We start from the raw sequence: 22339 nt of genomic DNA, 5'->3' as shown, positions 1-22339 counted from the left end.
GGAGTTGTCATCCGTTCAGCCGGCGGCTGCGGGGCGGTCAGTCCGCCCAGCGGCCCACCGCCGTCGACTGCGGCAGCACCTGGGCCGACAGCGGGCGGTCGGTCTCCAGCAGATTCACCGCATCGGCGAGGATCGCGGCCGATTCACGCAGCAGCGGATCCGGACGCTTCTCGGCGGCCTTCTCGCGGGCGGCATCCTTGACGATGTCGCGCTCGTTGCCGGTCAGGCCGTCGTCGTTGCTGTCATCGGCCAGCGGATCCAGATCCAGACCCAGTTCCTTGCGGATGGCCTGGCGGTCAGTGCGCTGCTTGTCCTGCTTCTCACGCTCGGCGCGGCGCTCGGCCTCGTTGAGCGAGATGTACTTCTTGGCCTTTTCGGCGCGGAACTGTTCGACGTCCTCGTTCCACCACTGGAACTCCTTGTCGGCAGCAATACGCGTGTCGTGGCGGCTTTCCAGCTTGGGCAGCAGCGGGCCGAAGTTGCCGTACTGGGTGTGCGGCACGGCGGCGATGCGGGTCCACGGCAGGGCGTTGTCGTAGGTGCTTTCACCGTACTCGCTGGCGTCCACGCTGGCCGGGAAGGCCAGATCCGGGACCACGCCCTTGTGCTGGGTGCTGCTGCCGCTGACGCGGAAGAACTGGGCGATGGTCAGCTTGACCTGGCCGAAGCGCTGGGTCTCGCCACTCGGCCAACGGTCGAGGTCGACGATGTTCTGCACCGTGCCCTTGCCGAAGGTGGTCTCACCGATCACCAGGCCACGGCCGTAATCCTGGATGGCGCCGGCGAAGATTTCCGAGGCCGAGGCCGAGCCACGGTTGATCAGCACGGCCAGCGGGCCGTCCCACGCCACCACTTCGCTGCGGTCACTGTTGACGGTGACGCGGCCACCGGACTCGCGCACCTGGACCACCGGGCCCTGTTCGATGAACAGACCGGTCAGCTCAATGGCTTCATCCAGCGAACCACCGCCGTTGTTGCGCAGATCCAGCACCACGCCATCGAGCTTGTCGGCCTTGAAGCCGGCCAGCAGCTTGGCCACGTCACGGGTCGCAGAGGCGTAGTCGGCGGCGTTGCGGCGGCGGCCTTCGAAATCCTGGTAGAAGGTCGGCAACTTGATCACGCCGACCTTGCGCGCCGGCTCCCCGTCCTTGGCCGGGATGGTCAGGGTCTCGCCCTTGGCGGCCTGTTCGGCCAGACGCACCTTCTGGCGGGTCAGCACCAGGGTGTGGTGCTTGCCGTCGACGCCCTCTTCGGCCGGAATGAATTCCAGGCGGACCTGGGTATCGCTCTTGCCGCGGATCTTGGCCACCACATCATCGATGCGCCAGCCGATCACGTCTTCCAGCGGACCGGACTTGCCCTGGCCCACGCCGACGATGCGGTCGCCCGGCTTCAACGTGCCGTTGACGGCGGCCGGACCACCGGCGATGACCTCGCGGATCACCACCATGTCGTCCTGGCGCTGCAGCTGCGCGCCGATGCCTTCCAGCGACAGCGACATCGCCTGGTTGAAGTTCTCGGCGGTGCGCGGAGTGAAGTAATCGGTGTGCGGGTCCACCGCGCTGGTGTAGGCGTTGAGGAAGAACTGGAACACGTCCTCGCCCTTGAGCTCATTGACCGACTTTTCCAGCGTGGCGTAACGCTTGTCCAGCGTCTTGCGGATCTCGGCCGGCTGCTTGCCGGCCAGCTTCAGGCGCAGCCAATCGTTCTTGACCGACTTGCGCCACAGATCGTCCAGCTCGGCGCTGCTCGCGGCCCACGGCACGTCCTTGCGGTCGTACTCGAACTTCTCATCGGTGCTGAAATCGAAATCGGTCTTGAGCAGCTTGCGTGCATAGCCGACACGCTCACCGACGCGCTGCTTGTAGACCGCGAATACCTGGAACGCCGGCTCCAGCTCGCCGCCGCGGATGGCGGTGGCGATGTTGGCCTCGAACGGGGCGAAGCGGGTGATGTCGGCCTGGGTGAAGAACTGCTTGCTGCTGTCGAGCGACTCCAGGTAGCGCTTGAAGACGTCCTTGGAGGTCGCGGCATCGAGTGCACGCGGCCGGTAGGCGTATCGGCTGTCCGAAAGCAGTCCGTAGACCAGCTTGGAGGTGGTCACCTGGTCGGCCGTGGCAGCCGAAGGCAGCGCGGGCGAATCGGCGTAGGCGGCCAGTGCCATCGGCGCGGTGAGCGCCAGGGCCATCAGGAATGCGGGGGCTTTGAATTTCATGGACTAGCTCGTGGCACCTTGCCAAGGGAGAGACTGCGTGCATTACAGACACCACGACAGTGCCGAAAGTTGCCGCGTTTGTCACCGGGGCCTTCAGCCTACCGAGGCCGTTGGAGAAATTTGTGAATACCGGCGGGATCAGCAGGCAGGCACAGGACTGCGGCCATCCGCGGTTCAGGGCCGCGGCCGGGGAAAGACGTGTGGGATTGGCAGAACGGGCCCCGAAGGGCCCGTGGGATCAACCGGCGACGCCGGCGTCGGCCGCCTGTCGATCGGCGTGGTAGGACGAGCGCACCATCGGACCGGAGGCGACGTGGCTGAAGCCCAGCGCATTGCCGTACTCCTCCAGTGCCTTGTATTCCTCGGGGGTCCAGTAACGCAGCACCGGGTGGTGATGCGCGGTCGGCTGCAGGTACTGGCCGATCGTGATCATGTCCACGTCGTGCTCGCGCAGGTCACGCAACGTGGCCTGGACCTGCTCCAGGGTCTCGCCCAGGCCGAGCATGATGCCGGACTTGGTGGCGATCTCCGGATGCTGGGCCTTGAACTTCTTGAGCAGGGTCAGCGACCACTGGTAGTCCGCGCCCGGGCGCACATTGCGGTACAGGTCCGGCACGGTTTCGATGTTGTGGTTGAACACATCCGGCGGGTTGGTCGCCAGGATCTCCAGCGCGCGCTCCATACGGCCCTTGCCACGGAAATCCGGGGTCAGCACTTCGATCTTGGTCTTGGGCGACTTGGCACGGATGGCACCGATGCAGTCGGCGAAGTGCTGGGCACCGCCGTCGCGCAGGTCGTCACGATCCACGCTGGTCACCACCACGTACTTCAGGCCCATGTCGGCCACGGTCTGGGACAGGCTGGCCGGTTCATTGGCGTCCGGCGGCTTGGGCCGGCCGTGGGCGACGTCGCAGAACGAGCAACGGCGGGTGCAGACCTCGCCGAGGATCATGAAGGTCGCGGTGCCGTGGCTGAAGCACTCGTGGATGTTGGGGCAGCTGGCTTCCTCGCAGACCGTGACCAGGCGGTTCTCGCGCAGCTTGGCCTTGAGGTTCTGCACGGCGTTGCCGGAGGGAATCCGCACGCGGATCCACGACGGCTTGCGCAGCACCGGCACGTCGGCGAACTGCACCGGCGAGCGGCCGATCTTGTCACCGCCGATCTGTTTGACGCCCGTCTGCAACGGGGCGGCGGACGGCGTGTCGCCCTGCACGACCTGCAGGGGAATGAGGCGAGCGGTGGTTTCAGTCATGGCCTTGGTCGGCGGCGTTCATGCCGCGTCAGTCAAATCGGGTAGTTCAGCGGCCGGCTCGAGGGCCAGGCCGAACTGGCGGGCCAGATGGCCCAGCAGCACCGGCGTGACGGCCGCCATGCCGGACGGTCCCCCCAAGTCTACCACCGAGGTCACCTGCAGCCCTTGATAGCCACAGGGGTTGATCCGGCGGAACGGTTCCAGGTCCATGGCCACATTGAAGGCCAGGCCATGGAAGGTGCAGCCGCGGCGGACGCGGATGCCGAGCGCGGCCACCTTGGCCCCGCCCACGTAGACCCCGGGCGCGCCATCCAGGCGCTCGGCGCCGATGTTCCAGTCGCCCAGGGTGTCGATGAGGGCCTGTTCGATCCGGCACACGTAGTCGCGCACGCCGATCCCCAGCCGCCGCAGCTGCAGCAGTGGGTAGATCACGATCTGGCCGGGGCCGTGATACGTCACCTGGCCGCCACGGTCGACATGCAGCACGGGAATATCGCCGGGGGCGAGCACGTGCTCGTCCTTGCCGGCCTGGCCCAGGGTGAACACCGGGTCGTGCTCGACCACCCACAGCTCGTCCGGCGTGTGTTCGGTCCGGGCATCGGTGAAGCGCTGCATGGCATGCCACACCGGGGCATAGGGCTGGCGGCCGAGGTCACGCACGATGGCCGGTTGCGGCGCCCGGTCGCCCGGGGCCGCGGCAGTGGCGCAGCTGGCTACAGCGTCCACTTCACTTCCGGGTGGTCGCGCAGCGCGTTGTGGGCGGCATCGTACTGTTCGCGGTTGTCGGCCTTGAACACCAGTCGCACGGACACGTACTTGCCGTTGGACGAGTGTTTCCAGCTGACCCGCTCGGTCAGTACTTCCAGGCCGGCGAGCTCGAGCAGGCGCGGCAGTTCGCGTTCCAGGTCGTTGCCGGCCGCGCCCATGGCGCTGAGTTCGAACTGGCCGGGGAACTGGAAGCCGTGGTCGGGGTTGTCAGACTTGATCTCCATGACCGGGATTATGGGGATGCCTGCGCCCGAACCCAAGCGCTGCTTGATCGTGCGCACACTGGCGCCCAACGGTCCGTGAAAACACCCGCATCGTGTTTAAAACGCAGCAGTGCGTGCGCAGCGCTGTTCACGACATCACGCTCTGACTACGCTGTATCGGCTTAAGAAAGCATAAATCCTCGTCTGGTATCCCATGTCCCTGAAGCCCTTCGCGCTGCCGGCCGCCCTTGCCGGTCTCCTGGCCTTGGCCGCCCCTGCCGCCCATGCCGCGACTCAATGCGGGCCCGATGCGATGCGCGAGCATCCGCCCCAGGTCAACTTCCGCGTCGACAACGATCTGTTCGGCGGCAAGGACCAGGATCAGGGCTATACCAATGGCGCCCAGATCACCCTGGTCTCGCCAAATCTGGTCGATTACACCGACGATCCCTGCCTGCCGCGCCTGGCACGCTGGGTCAACAGCCATCTGGAGCGGCTGCACCCGGGCGAGTTCGAGCAGCAGAACATGATCTTCAGCCTGGCCCAGGGCATTTTCACCCCGACCGATTTCACCCGGAAGGACCTGATCGAGGACGATCGCCCGTATGCGGGCGTGCTGATCGCCAGCTTCGGGTACAACGCGCGCCGCGGCGACCGCCTGCAGACGACGCAGCTGGCGGTGGGCGTGGTGGGGCCGTGGGCGCTCGGCGAGGAGGTGCAGAACGCGGTGCACGAGCTGCTGGGCGACGAGAAGTTCCAGGGCTGGGACAACCAGCTGCACAACGAACCGGTGTTCATGCTGACGCATGAGCGGATGCGCCGTTGGCCGGCCGATGCCAGCGAGAACCTGGGCGGCTGGGGCTGGGATGCGATCAGCCATTACGGCGGCGCGGTGGGCAACCTGGCCACGCACGTCAACGCCGGTGGCGAGGTGCGCTTCGGCTGGAAGCTGCCGGACGATTTCGGCAGTACCCCGCTGCGCCCCGCCGGTGAGAACACGGCGCCGACGCGCGGCGGCAAGCCGAGCGGGTGGTCGTGGCATCTGTTCGGGACCACGGATGCGGCCTGGGTGATCCGCGATATCACGCTGGACGGCAATACGTTCCGCAACAGCCACCGTGTGGACAAGCGCCCTGTGGTGGCCCAGGCCGGTTATGGGCTGGCGGTGATGCGCGGACGCTGGAAGTTCGCGCTGGCGCGGTACCACAGCACGCGCGAGTTCGATGGGCAGCGCGAGGCGCCGGTGTTCGGCAGCTTTACCATCAGCCGCTCGCTGTAACGGCGCCCGGACCAGAAGCCGGCCAGCGGCCGGCACTGCCGGGCAGCCGGAAGGGACGCGCAAAAAAAGACCGGCTTTCGCCGGTCTTTTTTTCAGTGCGGTCGAATCGGATTACTCCGATTCCCACCACATCCAGAAGCTGTCCCACAAGCGCTTGAAGAAGCCGGCTTCTTCCACGGCGGCCACGGCCACCAGCGGCGCCTGGGCGACGACCTGGTTGTCCAGCATCACCTTCAGGGTGCCGACCTGCTGGCCAGCGGTGAAGGGGGCTTCGAGGGTCTTGGGCACATCGATGCTCGGCTTGAGATCGTTGTAACGGCCGCGCGGGACGCTGACCAGCATCGGCTGGGCCACGCCCAGCTGCAGCGTGGCGGTCTTGCCCTTCCACACCTTGTGCTCGGCCACGACCTTGCCCGGCTCGTACATGCGGTGGGTTTCGAAGAAGCGGAAGCCCCAGTTGAGCAGGGCCAGGCTGTCATCGGCGCGCTGCTTTTCCGAGCCGCCCCCCAGGACCACGGCCACCAGGCGCTGGTCACCCCGCTGGGCCGAGCTCATCAGGCAATAGCCGGCTTCGGAGGTGTGACCGGTCTTGATGCCGTCCACGCTCTGGTCGCGCCACAGCAGCAGGTTGCGGTTGGGCTGGGTGATGCTGCCCACGGTGAATTCCTTCACCTTGTTGTAGGCGTAGGTTTCCGGGTAGTCACGCACCATCGCACGGCCCAGCAGGGCCAGATCGTAGGCGGTGGTGTGGTGGCCCGGCGCGCTCAGACCATGGGCGTTGACGAAGTGGGAGTCCTTCATGCCGATCTTGGCGGCGTAGCTGTTCATCAGCGAGGCGAAGGCTTCTTCGCTGCCGGCGACGTGCTCGGCCAGGGCGATCGCGGCATCGTTGCCGGACTGGATCGCCATGCCCTTTTCCATGTCTTCCAGACGCGCGGTCTGGTTGACCGGGAAGCCGCTGTAGCTGCCGTCGGTGCCCGCACCGCCTTCGCGCCAGGCGCGCTCGCTCATCATCACCTGGTCGTCGGTACGGACCTTGCCGTTCTTGACCTCGGCGGCCACGACGTACGAGGTCATCACCTTGGTGATGCTGGCCGGGGCCAGTTGTTCGTGCACGTTTTCACCGGCCAGGACCTGCCCGGTGGCGTAATCCATCAGGATCCAGGCCTTGGAAATGCTGGGCTTGGGCGCCGGCGGGGTCGCGACGGTGGCCGGGGCGGCGGCGGGAGCAGGCGCCGGTGCCGGGGTCGGCAGGGGGGTCTGGGCGGAGACCATGCCCACGAACAGGGTCGTGGCCATGGCAGCGGCGGCAAAGCGGAATTTCATCGGACAGCAAGCTCCTGGAGGGCGCCAAGGGGGGGATGAGGGATAACGGGCATTGTAGGCCCAAGGAGCGGCGGCACGCGCTGGCGTGCCGCGTGCGATGGAAGGCTCAGTCCTTCACGATCTGCGGCGCCCCGAAGCCCAGACCGGCAATCCGGCCGGCAAGTTCCGAGGCACTGGCATGGTCGGGCGCCGGGACGCGCAAGCGCCACAGGGTGCGTCCGCCACTGACGATGTCGCTGATGCTGGCCCCGGCGATACCGGCCGAGGACAACTGGCCGAGCGCGCGGGTGGCGTTGTCGCGGCTGGCGAAGCTGGCGACCTGCAGCAGCACGCTGCCGAGCACCTGCTGGGAGAGCGTCGCGCCGGGGGCCGGTGCCGGGCGCGCCGCCGGGGCGGCGGCGGGCAATGCGGCCACCGCCACCGGGGCGGTGTTGATGCTGGCGGCCTGGGTGGTGGCCGGCTTGCCGGTGGCCACGCGTACGCCGTTGTCGCGCATCCAGTGATCGAAATTGTCGGCGTTGCCCGGCTTGGCCGAGTCGGCCACGCGGTAGCGGTACTGCTCGCCGGCCGGTCTGGCGGCGGCGGTCGCCGTGGCAGCCGGCAGCTTGCCGACCAGGGCATCCATGTCGCTGGCGCTGCGTGCCGCCGCGGCCGTGGAGGTCGCGGCGGCCGCAGCGGCGGCAACGTCCCGGCGCTCACGGCGGCTGGGCTTGTCGGCCAGCAGGTTGTCATCGCCCGGGGCCAGCGCGCGGACTTCGACGTTGCCGGTGCCGCGCTGGGTGATACCCAGGCGCACCGCGGCGGCGTAGCTGAGATCGACCACGCGGCCATCGTGGAACGGGCCACGATCGTTGACCCGCACGATCACCGATTCGCCGTTGTCCAGGTTGGTCACCCGGGCGAAGCTGGGCAACGGCAGGGTCTTGTGTGCGGCGGTGAAGGCGTACATGTCGTACACCTCACGGTTGGAGGTCAGGCGGCCATGGAACTTGGCGCCGTAGTACGAGGCGGTGCCCTTTTCGGCATACCCGCGCGTCTTGTCCATCACCTGGTACTGCTTGCCCAGCACCACGTACGGCGATTTGTTGCCGACCGGCGAACGCGGCAGGTCCACGACCTCCGGCTCCGGGATGCAGGCCACATTGGGAATGTAGGTCGGGGTACTGTCATTCACGCCCGGCTTGTACAGCCCGCCAGCGCGATAGTCGCCGCGCGTGCTCGGGTCTTCGGACGCGGCCTTGTAAGGCGAGCCTTCAGGGCAATGCGCCGGACGCCCGCCTTTGCCCTGCACCACTGCGCCGGACGGCTTGCTGCTGCCGGCGGTGCTGCCACCGGGTTTCTTCGGCGCACTGCTGCAGGCGGCCAGTGCCAGTATCAAACAACCCGGGATCAGCCATCTGGGGCGTGCGATCGTGATCATGCCGGCGGCAACTCCTGTCCAGCGATGGCTTGGGACAACTGGTACACGGCCATCGCATACATTTTCGAGAGGTTGTAGCGGGTAATGGCGTAGTAGTTCTGGAAGCCCAGCCAGTACTGCTTGCCGGTACTGCCTTCCAGCGTGATCGGCGTGGCCGTCAGGTCGGCCGCGACCGGCACGCTGGGCTGGTAACCGCGCTGGGCCAGCTCGGACAGGGTCCAGGTCGGCGCCCATTCGGTCGGATTGAACGCGTCACGACCGGCCTGCAGCGTGGCCGGCACGGCGACCGGGCCACCGCGGACCCAACCGCCCTTCTTGACGAAGTAATTGGCGATCGAGGAGAAGACGTCGTCATAGCTGTTGAACAGGTCGCGACGGCCATCGCCGTTGCCGTCCACCGCATAGTCCAGATAGCTGGAGGGCATGAACTGGCCCATGCCCATCGCGCCGGCGTAGCTGCCCTTGATCGCGGTGATGTCCAGCTTCTCGTCGCGGGTCAGTGCGAACAGGCGCGCCAGCTCGTCGCGGAAGAACAGCTCGCGGCGCACTTCGCGTTCGAGCTTGGCCGGATCGCCACTGCGCGGGTACTTGAAGGCCAGCGTGTACAGCGCATCGAGCACCCGGTAGCTGCCGGTGTTGCCGCCGTAGCTGGTTTCCACGCCGATGATCGCCACGATCACCTCGGCCGGCACACCGGTGCGCTGCTGCACCCGCATCAGTTCATCGCGATGCTGGGCGAGGAACTTCTTGCCGCCCTCGATCCGCGCCTGGCTGATGAACATCGGCCGGTATTCGTTCCACGGTTTGACCCGCTCGGCCGGGCGCGACATCGCCGCGATGATCGGGTCGCGGATCTGCGCCTGGGCCAGGGTCGCCTCGATCTGCCCGGCAGGAATGCCGTAGCGGGCGGCGGTATCGCGCACGAAGTTGGCGCGGGCCACCTCGAACGGGACCGGGGTCAGGTCGACCGGGGCTGCGTTGGCACCCGCGGCCTCGGGGGCGGCTTCAGCCGGGCCCTTGCTGCCGGGAGGCGGGGAAACGGGAACACCCGAGGCCTGCGGCGACGGTGAAGGAGTCTGCGGCTGGGTCGCACAAGCGACCAAACCGAGCGTGAGCATGCAGGCCAGGGAGCGTCGGATCATCGCGGCAGGTTAGCAGGTCATGGATGAATTAAAACCCCTAAGACCATGAATCTCAACGGATTGCCCGAGTTTTCGCGGGGCCGTTAAGGCGACGTGTAGACAGGCGCCGCACCGTTCCCCATTCATGTTTGCTCAACGGCCAGGGTGGGCTGGATGATCGCAGCGTCTGATCTCCGCGCGGATGCGCGTCCCGCCGCAATCCATGCGCGATGCGCTGGGAGACGACGCAGGTCTCACTTTTTCGGGCGCCGCCGACGTGCGAAGAGGTCCGCCGGCTGCGCCCCCATCCCCGTGGACGCAACCGGCCAAACCGGACCCGATCGGCAGCAGCGCGGCGCGCATCTCCCCAGCGCGCGCCTCGCCCTTTCTACCTGTGAGGTCAACTGCTCCCCGCCTGACTTCCCCGTCGCGATGCTTGGCTCAGCGCGTCGTTGTTGGCGGGCCGCCATTGTGCAGGCCGTTTGCGACATGTCCATTGATCGAGATCAAGTCACTTCATATCTGTGCGCCACTTCTCACTTTTATCGCAGGACCTTGACCGTGCCTGCACCTGAAAGCGTTTCCGCGTCGCGTGCGCGCGCAAATCGCGGCCGCCATCGCTTACGTGGGATGCACCGGCTGATGCTGCCGCGCCGCCATCACCAGTCCAAAACTGGCCAGCAGCGATACCGCCGAGGTACCGCCATAGCTGATCAGCGGCATCGGGACGCCCACGACCGGCAGCACGCCGGAAATCATGCCGCCGTTGACCAGCACATAGACGAAGAACACCAGGCCAGTGGTGCCCACCAGCAGACGCGAGTAGCCGCAGCGCGAGTGGCTGGCGATCCACAGGCAGCGCGCGGTCACGAACAGGAACAGGCTGAGCACCACCGCCACGCCGACCCAGCCGAACTCTTCGGCCAATACGGAGAACGCGAAGTCCGTGGTGTACTCGGGCAGGAAATCCAGCGTGGCCTGGGTACCCTGCCCCCAGCCTTTGCCGTGCATGCCGCCCGAGCCGATCGCGATCTTGGACTGGATGATGTTCCAGCCGGTGCCCAGTGGATCGTTCTCCGGATACAGGAAGGTCAGCACGCGATCCTTCTGGTACTGCCGCAGCAGCCCGAACCACGCCAGCGGCGCGGCCACCGACAATCCCCCCAGCGCAACGGCCATCCACCACCAGCGCAGGCCGGCCAGCAGCAGCGCGAATACCCCGCTGGCGGTGACCAGCGTCGCCGTGCCGAGATTGGGCTGCAGCAGGATCAGCACTGCCGGGCCGCCGATCAGCACGGCCGCGGTCAGCACCGCACGCGGCCGCGGTGGCAACGGCTGCTTGTGCAGGTACCAGGCCATCATCATCGGCAGGCTGAGCTTGAGCAGTTCGGAGGGCTGCAGGTAGAACACGCCCAGGTTCAACCAGCGCTGGCCGTACTTGCCGGTGCCGACCACATACACGGCCAGCAGCGGCAGCAAGGACAGCGTGTAGATCCAGGGCGACCACGCGCGCAGCGTCACCACCGGCAGCCGCGACAGCCCCCACAGCGCGGCAAGCCCGGCGCCGTAGCGCATCGCCTGCGCCTGCACGGGCCCGTCCACGCTGTGCAACACGGCCAGCCCGGCCACCATCAGCAGGCACAGCGCGCCCAGCAGGGGCAGATCCAGCGTGCGGAAAAAGAAATGGAACACGGCGCGTGCGCGCTGCAGTAGTTCGACCATGCGGACGACTCCTGTGGATGACGCGACGCACAGCAGGAGGCGACACGCGAACAGAAAGCGGACCCGCAAGACGGGCCGGCGCGAGCGCAGGACCGTAACACGCAAGGGCGCAGCAATCCTTAGCCGATACGTACCGCCAGGCCACGGCGTACGCGTCGCGCGCGCTCAGCCGTAGCCGCCGTGCACCGGATTGTGACGACGCACTGCCATCACCAGACCGAAACCGGCCAACAGCGACACCGCTGACGTACCGCCGTAACTGATCAGCGGCATCGGCACGCCGACCACCGGCAGCAGGCCGGAGATCATGCCGCCGTTGACCAGCACATAGACGAAGAACGCCAGCCCGGTCGCGCCAGCCAGCAGCCGCGAATAAGAGTCGCGCGACTGCGAGGCGATCCACAGGCAGCGCCCGATCACCACCAGGTACAGCGCCAGCACGATGGCCACACCGATCCACCCGAACTCCTCGCTGAGCACGGAGAACGCGAAGTCGGTGGTCTGCTCGGGAATGAAATTCAGGTGCGACTGCGAGCCCTGCCCCCAGCCCTTGCCATCCAGGCCACCCGAGCCGATCGCGATCTTGGACTGGATGATGTTCCAGCCTGCGCCGAGCGCGTCGCTCTCCGGGTCCATGAACATCATGATGCGGTCCTTCTGATACGGCCGCAGCAGCCAGAACCAGGCCACGGGTGCGGCCGCGGCGACACCACCGACCGCCACGCCGACCCACCACCACGGCAGGCCGGCCAGCAGCAGCACGAACGCACCACTGGCGGCGATCAGCACGCCGGTGCCGAAGTCCGGCTGCAGCATCACCAGCCCGGTTGGCACACCGATGATCACCGCGCTGGTCAGCACCGTGGAGAAGCGTGGCGGCAACGGCATGCGATGCAGATACCAGGCCACCATCATCGGCAGGCTGACCTTGAGCAGCTCGGCCGGCTGCAGGTAGAACAGCTTCAGATCCAGCCACTGCCGGCCGTACTTGCCGGTGCCGAGCACGAACACGGCCAGCAGCGGAATCATCGAGATCGCGTAGATCAACGGCGTGGCCGAGCGGATGCGCAGGATCGACACCCGCGAGATCACCCACATCGCGGCCAGGCCGACCGCGAAACGCGCACCCTGGGCGAACACCAGCCCGTCGCCGCCGGCACTCTTGAGCACCGCCAGGCCGATCAGCATCAGCGCGCCCAGCGCCAGGCACAGTACCCAGTCCAGCGAGCTGCTGAAGCGGACGGCCATGTCGACCGACCAGCGCAGGAAGACCTTCATCGTGGCCGCTCCGGTGCGGTCGGGGGCGGGGTGGCACTGGGCACGGGTGCACCGGGCGCCGGCGCAGGGGAAGGCGCCGGCGCGGCAGGCACACCCACCACCACCGGCAACAGCTCCAGTGCCGCCACCGCGGCATCGCCCGCGTCGCGCGCGGTGGCACCGCCGCCGTCGAACGCGGTGATGCCGATCGCGGTGGTGCCGCGCTCGCTGTCCAGCGGTTCCAGGCCGTCGGGCATCTTGCCCAGCAGCCAGGCATCGAAAATCTTGCGTGCGATCGGTGCGGCGGCAGAGCCACCGTAACCGCCGCCTTCGACCGCGATCGCCACGGCGATGACCGGATTGTCGGCCGGCGCGAAGCCGACGAACAGGGCGCGGTGGCGCAGGTGCATCGGCAGGCTGCGCGGGTTCACCGCCGCGGTACCACGACGGCTGATCACCTGCGCGGTGCCGGTCTTGCCGGCCATGACGTAAGGCGCACCCGCAGCCGCCCGGGCGCCACTGCCGCCGGGCTGCATGGTGCCCATCATGCCCTCGCGCACCGCCTGCAGGTTGCTCGGCGTGGGGCTGATCGGCTTGCTCTCGCCCGCCGGCGTCGCGGTCCAGTCCGCATCGAATCCCGCGCGCTGCTGCATCACCAGGTGCGGCTGGCGCAGCTGACCATCGGCGATGCCGGCCACGCCATGCACCAGTTGCAGCGGGGTGACCTTCCAGTCGCCCTGCCCGATGCTGACGTTGACCGTATCGCCGGGATACCAGCGTTCCTTGCGCGATTTGTACTTGGCTGCCGGCGAGGGCAGGATGCCGCCGATCTCGCCGGTCAGGTCGATCCCGGTCGGTGCACCGAACCCGTAATAGCCCATGTAGTGGTCGAAGCGATCGATGCCCAGGTCCAGCGCGAGCTTGTAGTAATACGTATTCACCGACTGGGTGATCGACTTGCGCAGATCGGTCCAGCCATGGCCGCCACGGTTGGCATCGCCCCAGCCACGCGAAGTGCCCGGCAGATAGAACATGCCGGTGGACAGGATCTTGTCTTCGGGCTTGCGCACGCCGCTGTCCAGGCCGGCCAGGCCGATCAGCGGCTTGATCGTCGAACCCGGCGCGACGCCGCCCAGCACCAGGCGGTTGAACTGCGGCCGCGAGGGGTTGTCGTTGAGCGCCTTGAAATCGGCATGCGAGATGCCGTTGACGAACAGGTTGGGGTCGTAGGATGGCAGGCTGACCATCGCCAGCACTTCGCCGGTGCGCGGGTCCATCGCCACCGCTGCGCCTTCGAACTCGCCGAAGGCGGCGACCATCGCGCGCTGCAGATCGGCATCGATGGACAGCCGCAGATCGCTGCCCGACTGCGCCGCGACCCGGCCGATGGTGCGGATCGCGCGGCCCTGCACGTTGGTCTCGACCTGCTCGTAGCCGACCTTGCCGCGCAGCTGCTGCTCGTAATAGCGCTCCAGCCCGGACTTGCCGATGTGGGTCAACGCGGCATTGCCCTCGCCCAGCATCTCCAGGTCCTTGTCATCGACCCGGCCGACGTAGCCGATGATGTGCGCGAACAGATCGCCGTACGGGTAACGACGGGTCAGGTACGGCTCCAGCTCCACGCCCGGGAAGCGCCAGCGGTCCACCGCGAAGCGCGCCATCTCTTCATCGGTGACACGCAGCTTGAGCGTGACCGGCAGGAAGCTGCGACGCGCCTTGCGCGACTTGTTGAAGGTCTCGATATCTTCCGGGCTGAGCGCGAGGATCTTCGACAGGCCCGCCAGGGTGGCGTCCATGTCCTTGACCTTGTCCGGGGTGATGTCCAGGCGGAACGCCGGTACGTTCTCGGCCAGCAGCCGGCCGTTGCGGTCGTAGATCATCCCGCGCCCCGGCACCACCGGCCGCGGCTTGATCCGGTTGGCCTCCGAGCGCGTGGCGTAGATGTCGTGGTCCATCACCTGCAGCTTGAAGTACCAGCCGCCCAGGCCGAACAGGCATACCAGTACACCGAGGAAGCCCAGCGCGGCACGGCGCCGGAACTGTTCTGCCTCGGCATGCGGATTCTTGGCCTGGCGGCGCATGTACATGTCAGCGCCCGCGTCGCCCGAAGCGCAGCGCGTCCAGCAGCACGAACACCAGCGGCCACAGCGCCATGCCCAGCAGCGGGGCCCACCAGTACGACCACGGCAGGGTCGGCTCGCCGACCACGATGTGCACCACCGCGCTGACGATGCGGTCGTTGAACAGCAGGCCGCCGATTGCCAGGATCTGCTGGGACATCGGGAAGAAGCGGATCCGCGCCCGGAAGCGCTGCAGGATGAAGGTCAGGATCACCAGCCGCAGCGCCTGCTCGCCAAGCACGCCGCCGTAGAGCAGATCGGCGATCACGCCGCTGGCGAAGGCGATGCCCAGCCCGACCCGGTCCGGTGTTTCGATCACCCAGTAGGCCAGCACCAGTGCCAGCCAGTACGGACGCAGCGGCTGCAGCAGCGCCGGCAGCGGCAACAGGCCGAGCAGCAGCGCCACGACCAGACTCACCGGCAGCACCCAGGGTTTGTCGCGCAGGCGGCTCATCGTTGTTCCTCCGGCGGCGCGGCGCCGGCTTCAGGCGCGGGCGCAGGCGAGGCTGCGGGGCGACGCGGAGTCACCGGCACCGGCGCGGATGGACCGGGCCGGTTGGCCTGCGGTGCATTGGCGGGCGCCGTCGCAGGTGCCGTGGAGGCCGGGGATGAACCCGCCGGGGCGGCACTGGCCGGCGCTGCGGTGCCTGCCGGCGCGCCGTCCTGCAGCGGCGCAGCAGCCGGCCCACTGGCTTCACCCGCGTCGCGACGCAGGTTCGGCGGAATGCGGATCGCCTCGCCCGGGCGCAGCAGCAACACGTCGCGACCGCGATCAAGCTGGGCGGCCGGCTTCAGCTCGCCGACCAGGAAGGCATGGGTGTCATCCGGGCGCAGCGCGGTGATGCTGCCGACCGGGAACCCGGCCGGGAAGCGCCCGCCCAGGCCGGAGGTCACGATCTCGTCGCCCACTTCCACCCCGGCGCTGAGCGGAATGTCGCGCAGCTCCAAGGTGTCGCCGCGACCATAGACAATCAGGCGCACGCCATTACGGGCAACGGTGACGGGCACGGCATGGTCGGGGTCGGTGAGCAGCAGCACCGTCGCGCTGTTGCCGGTGGTGGCGATCACCTGGCCCATCAGGCCACCGGCATCGATCACCGCCTGGCCGACATGCACGCCATCGCGGGTGCCGGCGGCCAGTACCAGGCGCTGGCGCACCGGGTCCAGGTCGATATCCAGGATCGGGGCGAGCTGTACGTCCAGTCCGCTGCGTTCGGCCACGTTGAGCAGCTCGCGCAGCTGGGCGTTGTCCAGCGCGGCGGTCTGCAGGCGGGTCAGCCGGGCATTGGCGATCAGCAGCTGATTGCGCAGTTCGCGGTTTTCGGTGACCAGCTGGCCATGGCTGGCGGCGTTGTCCTTGACCTGCGTGCCCAGGCGCCCCGGCAGGCCGGCCAGCGCCCATACCGGCTGCACCAGCACGTTGGCCTGCGCGCGCAGGCGCGACAGCCAGCCGGCCTGGTCATCCAGCACGATCAGGGTGATGGCCAACGCCAGGTAAGCGAGCAGGCGCAGCGGACTGGCGGCATCGCCCTGACGGGAGGCTACGGGAGGACCGGCGTAAGGCGGCACAGGCGTCGACTGGAAATAGTGTGGATGAAGCGCGCGGAACAAGAGCGCAGCGGGAACAGCATGCGACAACGCCCCGGCGAGGTGACGCCCGGCAAGCGAAGCTTGCCGGAGGCATCACGCCGCAGAGGCGCGTCTACGATACACGGCCGGTACGGCTCACTCCGGCGCAAAGAACTCGTTGCCGTGCATGTCCACCAGCTCCAGCGCACGACCACCACCGCGGGCCACACAGGTCAGCGGGTCATCGGCCACCTGCACGTGCAGGCCGGTTTCCTCGGAGATCAGGCGGTCCATGTCACGCAGCAGCGCGCCACCACCGGTCAGCACGATGCCGCGCTCGGCGACGTCGGCACACAGTTCCGGCGGGGTCTGCTCCAGCGCCAGCTTGACCGCGCTGACGATGCCCGACAGCGGCTCGTGCAGGGCTTCCAGCACTTCATTGGAGTTGATCTTGATCATCTTCGGCACGCCCTCGGCGAGATTGCGGCCGGAGATTTCCATCTCGATCACTTCCGCCTGCGGGTAGGCGCAGCCCAGCTCGACCTTGATCCGCTCGGCGGTCGCTTCACCGATCAGCATGCCGTGGTTGCGGCGCACGTAGTTGGTGATCGACTCGTCGAAACGGTCGCCGCCGATGCGCACGGAGGCCGAGTAGACGATGCCGTTGAGCGAGATCACCGCCACTTCGGTGGTGCCGCCGCCGATGTCGATGACCATCGAGCCGCGCGCTTCGGTGACCGGCATGCCGGCGCCGATCGCAGCGGCCATGGGCTCTTCGATCAGGAACACATCACGCGCGCCGGCCTCCTCGGCCGATTCCTTGATGGCGCGGCGCTCGACCTGGGTCGAGCCGGCCGGCACGCAGACCAGCACGCGCGGGCTCGGGCGCAGGAAGCGCGACTTGTGGACCTTCTTGATGAAGTGCTTGAGCATCGCCTCGGTGTAGGTGAAGTCGGCGATGACGCCGTCCTTCATCGGGCGGATGGTGGTGATGTGCCCCGGGGTACGGCCGAGCATCTGCTTGGCCTCGGCGCCCACGGCAGCCACGGAACGGGTACCACCGATGGCACGGTCCTGGCGCACGGCCACGACCGACGGCTCGTTCAGCACGATCCCCTGCCCACGCACGTAGATGAGGGTGTTGGCCGTGCCCAGGTCGATGGACAGGTCATTGGAGAACATGCCACGCAGTTTCTTGAACATCTGGGAGTTGATCCTGAGGGGTGTCGCGCCCAACGCGGGATGGCGAAAAAATGGGCAGAATTCGAGGTCGACAAGCCTAGCAATCCCCCTGTGCGCGAGCAAGGACAAATCTGGCCGAACGCCAGCCTTCACGGCCATTCAGGCCAATCCGGACAGCCCGGGTTCTGGCCCAAAGCCGCCCTACCCGTTAACCTTTGCGCCGCAGGGCGCCGCAGGGCGCCGTTTCGTTGCCCGCCCAACGGGCCTCAAACCCCCTTCCGCATAGGCCTTACTCGATGTCCGCTTTGATCTGTGGTTCTCTTGCCTTCGACACCATCATGGTGTTCCCGGACCAGTTCAAGAATCACATCCTGCCGGACAAGGTGCACATCCTGAATGTGTCGTTCCTGGTGCCGCGGATGCGTCGTGAATTCGGCGGTTGCGCCGGCAACATCGCCTACAACCTGTACCTGCTGGGTGGCGAGCCGATCCCGATGGGCACCGTGGGTTCGGATTTCGGCCCGTACCGCGAATACTTCCAGGGCCTGGGCATCGACCTGAGCCGGGTCAAGGTGATCGATGAGCTGTTCACCCCGCAGGCGTTCATCACCACCGATCACGACAACAACCAGATCACCGCCTTCCACCCGGGCGCGATGATGCGGTCCTACGAGAACCACGTGAAAGACGTGCCCGGCGTGACCCTGGGCCTGGTCGGCCCGGACGGGCGCGAAGGCATGATCCAGAACTCGCAGGAATTCTTCGACGCCGGCGTGCCGTTCATCTTCGACCCGGGCCAGGCCATGCCGCTGTTCAACGGCCCGGAGCTGCGCACCTTCATCGAGCAGGCCGACTACGTCGTGGTCAACGACTACGAGTCCAACCTGCTGCAGGAGCGCACCGGCTGGGATGAAAAGGCGATCGTGAGCCGGGTCAAGGCCTACATCACCACGCGCGGCCCCAAGGGCGCGGTCATCCACACCCCGGAAAAGACCTATGACATCCCGCCGGCGCACGAGCGCCGCGTGGTGGACCCGACCGGCTGTGGCGATGCGTTCCGCGCCGGCCTGATCTACGGCATCGAGAAGGGCTACGACTGGCTGACCATCGGCCGCATGGGCAACCTGATGGGCGCGCTGAAGGTCGAGCACCCGGGCACCCAGAACCAGCGCTTCACGTTCGATGAGTTCAATGAGCAGTTCAAGCAGCAGTTTGGTTACGCGTTGACCGTTTGATCGCAGTGCGATCAAACGCGGCCCACGATTCGCCATAGCGAATCGCGGGTCCCAATTGCATGCCACCTCATCCCCGCGCCGTTGGCGCGCCCCCTTGAGACGACTGCGCCTGCGGCGCAACCGTCCCGCGCATCCCACCTCATCCCCGCGCCGTTGGCGCGCCCCCTTGAACACCAAGGGGGCTCTCCACCAGACGGGGATCGGGGGGATGAGGGTAGAGCCAGGCCATGCCTGGCTGCTTTCCGGGTCCACCGCGGTAGACCACGCGGCGGCCCTTGTTCGGCGCGGTCAGGCCGACATCTGCTTGCCTTCCCATGCCGCCTGCACCTGCCCGCAATCGGCCAGGTGCCAGCAGGCCAGGCCCGGCCAGGGGTTGCCCGGGGTGTTGACCAGCAGGGTGCGGGTGCCCGCGGCGCGGCCGCATTCCAGGTCGAAGCGATGGTCGCCGACCATCACCATCCGGGCGGGAACGGCCTGCCAGCGGTCAACGAAGTACTGCAGCCCGGCCGGTGATGGCTTGGGCTCGGCTTCGTCGCGGCCGATGATGTCATCGGGGGCGAACATGTCCCCCACACCGATCGCCTGCAGCGTCACCTGGGCGAGTTCGCGCGCATTGCGGGTGAGGATGCCCAGCCGGCAGCCCGCGGCATGCAGCGCGCGTACCAGGGCCACTGCGCCGGGGGCCGCCTGCGCCTGCTCGGCGAGCGTACGTTCGTGCGCGAGCAGCCAGTCGTGCTTGGCCGCCGCCACCTCGGCCGGGAGCGCGGCGAGGTGGCTGAGGATGTCGTCATCCGGCGGTATCGCAAGTTCCCGTTTGATGCGCTGGAAATCATGCACGGCCACGGTCAGCGTGCCGTCCATGTCGAACACCCAGTGACGGATCGCCGGCAGGCCGCTCACTGCCACCACTGCGGCATCTGGCTGGCGTCCACGCCGCCGGTTTCGAACACGGCCGTGCGCGTGCCGCCCGCCTTGACCGGGAATTCGATGCTGATCACCTTGGCCTTGCGCGCCAGATTCCAGAGCGCCTTCTGGTCGGTGATGAACATCGCGATGGCTTCATCGGTATCCGGACGCCAGGCGGCCATCGAGACCGGCTTGCCATCGTCGACGGTCACCTTGACCTGGCACTTCGGGCAGCGGAAATCCCCGGCCTGCAGCACCAGATAGGCGTGGCGCTTCCACTCGGGATGGTCGCGGAACACCAGCTGCACCGGCTTGGCGCCACTGCCGTCTACATCCACGCGCTCCTTGCTGTAGATCTGCGCGGAGGCCTGGATGCCCTTGGTGCCGATCGGGATCTTGTTGTACTGCCACAGCGCCTGCAGACGGCGCGTCTCGCGCGCGGCGTCGGCCTTGGCCTTGACCTCGGCGTAGCCCGGTTCAATCCGGGCGGCCACGTCGGTGTCCTTGTACTGATCCAGCAGCGAACCCCCGTGGATGCGCGCGCGCTCCCAATCCTGCGAGGCGACGGCCATGTCGTACTGCTTGGCCACGCCTTCGGCCTTCTCTTCCTGCTGCGCCTTGGCGGCGGCCGCGGCGGCTTCCTGCGCCTGGCGCTCGGCCTCGGGGTTGCTGCAGGCCGCCAGCGCGAAGGCGCAGGCCGCTACCAGGATCAGTCGTTTCATTGCGTGCTCCGTGTTGGACGATGACGCGCCGGGCGCCTGAGCCTACTTTATCGCCAAGCGCGTCATGCCGGTGCGGAGCCGCACGCAGCCGCTCTCACTTCGTCGCCGGCTGTCCTTCGCGCCACCACTGCGTGGATGGCGCCGGTGCCCGGATATCCAGACGTTCGCCCATGTGCGGCGCGGTCAGCGCCACGCCCTGTTCCTGCGCCAGCGCGGTGATGCGCTCGAACGGTTCGGTCCACGGATGCAGGGCCAGATCGAAGGTGCCGTTGTGGATCGGCATCATTACCCTGCCACGCACGTCCAGATGCGCCTGCAGGCTCTGTTCGGGTTGCATGTGCACATCCGGCCACTGCGCATCGTAGGCACCGGTCTCGATCATGGTCAGGTCGAACGGGCCGTAGCGCTCGCCGATGCGGGCAAAGCCGTCGAAGTAGCCGGTGTCGCCGCTGAAGAAGATCCGGGTACGACCGGTGTCGATCACCCACGACGCCCACAGCGTGCGGTTGCCGTCGGCGAGGGTGCGGCCGGAGAAATGCTGGGCCGGGGTCGCGACGATTTTCAGGCCTTCCACGCGGGTGTCCTGCCACCAGTCCAGCTGCACGACCTTCGCGGCAGGCACGCCCCATCCGATCAAGCGGTCGCCCACGCCGAGCGCGGTGACGAAGTGCTGCACCTTGGGCGCGAGCGCGAGGATGGCATCGTGATCGAGGTGATCGTAGTGGTCGTGGGAGATGATCACGCCGGTGATGGGCGGCAGTTCGTCGATGCTCAACGGCGGTGCGTGGAACCGCTTGGGCCCCATGAACGACATCGGCGAGGCACGTTCGGCGAAGACCGGGTCGGTCAGCCAGAAATGGCCGTCCAGCTTCATCAGCATCGTCGAGTGACCCAGTCGCCACAGGCTGTCGTCGGGCGCGTCGAGCAGGGCCTGGCGGCTCAGCGCCTGCACCGGAATCGGGGCCAGCGGAGTGGCGTCGGCGGGCTTTTCGAACAGCATTTTCCACATCACACCCAGCGTGCCGACGAAGCCGAGCGCGCTCTTGCCGACGGGATTGTGGAAGCGCCCGTCGCCGAACTGCGGCGACTGGTCATAGGCGGCAGCCGGGCGGGCACCGCAGGTCAACAGGCCAATGGACATGGCGATCAACACCGTCAGAAGGAGGAGGAATCGAGGCAGGCGACGCGTCATCGGGGCTTGCCCTGGAAAGTACACCGGCGAGTGTACTTGCCTTTTCCGAAAAGTAAACTGAACGGTGTAAAATAATCCCATGAGCACTTCCGACCGCCCCAGCCGCCTGACCGACCGCAAGCGCGCGGCCATCCTCCAAGCGGCGGTGGCCGAGTTCCGGGAATTCGGTTTCGCGGGCACCAGCATGGACCGCATCGCGGCCACGGCCGAGGTATCCAAGCGCACCGTGTACAACCACTTCGCCAGCAAGGACGAGCTGTTTACCGCCATCCTGTGGCAACTGTTCGAGGCCAGCCAGGCACTGGCTGTCGTGCCGTACGACCCGGCACGGCCGCTGCGCGATCAACTGTTGCTGTTCGCGGCGCGCAAGATGCACCTGCTGGAGGACCCCGGCTTCATCGATCTGTCCCGGGTGGCGATGGCCGAGCTGGTGCACGCGCCCGAACGGGCGCGCGCGATGATGGACAAGCTTGCCGAGAAGGAAGAAGGCCTGACCGGCTGGATCCGCGCCGCCCAGGCCGATGGGCGGCTGCGGCTGGACATGCCGCCGGCCGAGGCGGCCCACCAGTTGCAGGCGATGCTGAAGGCCTTCGCGTTCTGGCCGCAGATCACCTTCGGCCAGCCACCGCTCACGCCGGCACAGCAGCAGCAGGTGATGCACGACTGCGTGGACATGTTCCTGGCGGTACGCGCGGTGTGACATAGGCTTCCACGCAAAGAAGCATGCCTTATCCAGTCGCGGCGCCTAGTTGGTAGGGCGCTGGGTCGCGATGCCCTTGCCGGCGAATGTCCCCCGGCGTCGGCCTGCGGCCGCCCCCTCCTCCTTTATTTCGCCCACAAGGGCATCGCG

The 22339-nt window shown here is 67.3% G+C and carries 19 protein-coding genes; 3 read left to right on the top strand and 16 right to left on the bottom strand.

Annotated elements, in window-relative coordinates; genetic code table 11:
• Nucleotides 1-37: 37 nt before the first annotated feature.
• From ABE463_RS16625 to ABE463_RS16610, 4 genes are all read right to left on the bottom strand, one after another.
• Entirely contained in the window at nt 38-2215 is a 2178-nt protein-coding gene (locus ABE463_RS16625; protein WP_123730170.1) for a carboxy terminal-processing peptidase, read from the bottom strand.
• Between the two features lie 238 nt (nt 2216-2453).
• Nucleotides 2454-3467: a lipoyl synthase gene (gene lipA / locus ABE463_RS16620; protein WP_121039885.1), complete on the bottom strand. Its 1014-nt coding sequence runs from the start codon at nt 3465-3467 to the stop codon at nt 2454-2456.
• 18 nt (nt 3468-3485) lie between these two features.
• On the bottom strand, nt 3486-4193 hold the full coding sequence (gene lipB / locus ABE463_RS16615; protein WP_346468915.1) for a lipoyl(octanoyl) transferase LipB: 708 nt from the start codon (nt 4191-4193) through the stop codon (nt 3486-3488).
• Nucleotides 4181-4459: a DUF493 family protein gene (locus tag ABE463_RS16610; protein WP_121041243.1), complete on the bottom strand. Its 279-nt coding sequence runs from the start codon at nt 4457-4459 to the stop codon at nt 4181-4183. The genes lipB and ABE463_RS16610 overlap by 13 nt, the downstream gene beginning before the upstream one ends.
• Nucleotides 4460-4652: 193 nt before the next feature.
• Between ABE463_RS16610 and ABE463_RS16605 the strand changes: the two genes are divergently transcribed.
• A complete protein-coding gene (locus ABE463_RS16605; protein WP_259259085.1) occupies nt 4653-5717 on the top strand; it encodes a lipid A deacylase LpxR family protein in 1065 nt (354 codons plus the stop codon).
• A 111-nt stretch (nt 5718-5828) separates the two neighbouring features.
• On the opposite strand, the gene ABE463_RS16600 is transcribed toward ABE463_RS16605, so the two are convergent.
• From ABE463_RS16600 to ABE463_RS16560, 9 genes are all read right to left on the bottom strand, one after another.
• A complete protein-coding gene (locus ABE463_RS16600) occupies nt 5829-7043 on the bottom strand; it encodes a D-alanyl-D-alanine carboxypeptidase family protein (RefSeq protein WP_259259083.1) in 1215 nt (404 codons plus the stop codon).
• Nucleotides 7044-7149: 106 nt separating this feature from the next.
• On the bottom strand, nt 7150-8463 hold the full coding sequence (locus tag ABE463_RS16595) for a septal ring lytic transglycosylase RlpA family protein (protein WP_346468914.1): 1314 nt from the start codon (nt 8461-8463) through the stop codon (nt 7150-7152).
• Nucleotides 8460-9605 (bottom strand): lytic murein transglycosylase B, encoded by a 1146-nt coding sequence (gene mltB, locus ABE463_RS16590; RefSeq protein WP_346468913.1) that lies wholly within the window; start codon nt 9603-9605, stop codon nt 8460-8462. Before mltB ends, ABE463_RS16595 begins: the two co-directional genes overlap by 4 nt.
• A 600-nt stretch (nt 9606-10205) precedes the next feature.
• Nucleotides 10206-11306 (bottom strand): rod shape-determining protein RodA, encoded by a 1101-nt coding sequence (rodA, locus tag ABE463_RS16585; RefSeq protein WP_346468912.1) that lies wholly within the window; start codon nt 11304-11306, stop codon nt 10206-10208.
• Nucleotides 11307-11471: 165 nt separating this feature from the next.
• Nucleotides 11472-12584: a rod shape-determining protein RodA gene (gene rodA, locus ABE463_RS16580; protein ID WP_346468911.1), complete on the bottom strand. Its 1113-nt coding sequence runs from the start codon at nt 12582-12584 to the stop codon at nt 11472-11474.
• Nucleotides 12581-14650, bottom strand: coding sequence for a penicillin-binding protein 2 (gene mrdA / locus ABE463_RS16575; protein ID WP_259259077.1), 2070 nt, complete (start codon nt 14648-14650; stop codon nt 12581-12583). The genes rodA (ABE463_RS16580) and mrdA overlap by 4 nt, the downstream gene beginning before the upstream one ends.
• A 1-nt stretch (nt 14651) precedes the next feature.
• On the bottom strand, nt 14652-15137 hold the full coding sequence (gene mreD / locus ABE463_RS16570; protein WP_019186042.1) for a rod shape-determining protein MreD: 486 nt from the start codon (nt 15135-15137) through the stop codon (nt 14652-14654).
• Complete coding sequence (gene mreC / locus ABE463_RS16565; RefSeq protein ID WP_346468910.1) at nt 15134-16252, bottom strand: rod shape-determining protein MreC; 1119 nt, start codon at nt 16250-16252, stop codon at nt 15134-15136. Before mreC ends, mreD begins: the two co-directional genes overlap by 4 nt.
• Before the next feature lie 156 nt (nt 16253-16408).
• Nucleotides 16409-17455 (bottom strand): rod shape-determining protein, encoded by a 1047-nt coding sequence (locus ABE463_RS16560; RefSeq protein ID WP_019186044.1) that lies wholly within the window; start codon nt 17453-17455, stop codon nt 16409-16411.
• Nucleotides 17456-17730: 275 nt separating this feature from the next.
• Between ABE463_RS16560 and ABE463_RS16555 the strand changes: the two genes are divergently transcribed.
• The gene (locus ABE463_RS16555; RefSeq protein WP_123730158.1) at nt 17731-18669 is read left to right on the top strand and encodes a carbohydrate kinase family protein; all 939 of its coding nucleotides are present in this window, start codon (nt 17731-17733) and stop codon (nt 18667-18669) included.
• Between the two features lie 288 nt (nt 18670-18957).
• Here ABE463_RS16555 and ABE463_RS16550 read toward each other — a convergent pair whose 3' ends face one another.
• The 3 genes from ABE463_RS16550 to ABE463_RS16540 form a co-directional block, all read right to left on the bottom strand.
• Entirely contained in the window at nt 18958-19560 is a 603-nt protein-coding gene (locus ABE463_RS16550) for an HAD family hydrolase (RefSeq protein WP_346468944.1), read from the bottom strand.
• Between the two features lie 5 nt (nt 19561-19565).
• Nucleotides 19566-20297, bottom strand: coding sequence for a hypothetical protein (locus ABE463_RS16545; protein ID WP_346468909.1), 732 nt, complete (start codon nt 20295-20297; stop codon nt 19566-19568).
• A gap of 94 nt (nt 20298-20391) precedes the next feature.
• Complete coding sequence (locus ABE463_RS16540) at nt 20392-21438, bottom strand: MBL fold metallo-hydrolase (RefSeq protein ID WP_346468908.1); 1047 nt, start codon at nt 21436-21438, stop codon at nt 20392-20394.
• A gap of 130 nt (nt 21439-21568) precedes the next feature.
• Here ABE463_RS16540 and ABE463_RS16535 point away from each other — a divergent pair, with 130 nt between their 5' ends.
• Nucleotides 21569-22189, top strand: coding sequence for a TetR/AcrR family transcriptional regulator (locus ABE463_RS16535; RefSeq protein WP_346468907.1), 621 nt, complete (start codon nt 21569-21571; stop codon nt 22187-22189).
• Nucleotides 22190-22339: the final 150 nt, after the last annotated feature.

The sequence above is a fragment of the Stenotrophomonas sp. TWI819 genome (assembly GCF_039673075.1).
Lineage (GTDB): Bacteria > Pseudomonadota > Gammaproteobacteria > Xanthomonadales > Xanthomonadaceae > Stenotrophomonas > Stenotrophomonas rhizophila_B.
The sequence above is the reverse complement of the archived record's forward strand: the minus strand, read 5'-3'. Positions and strand labels throughout refer to the sequence as shown.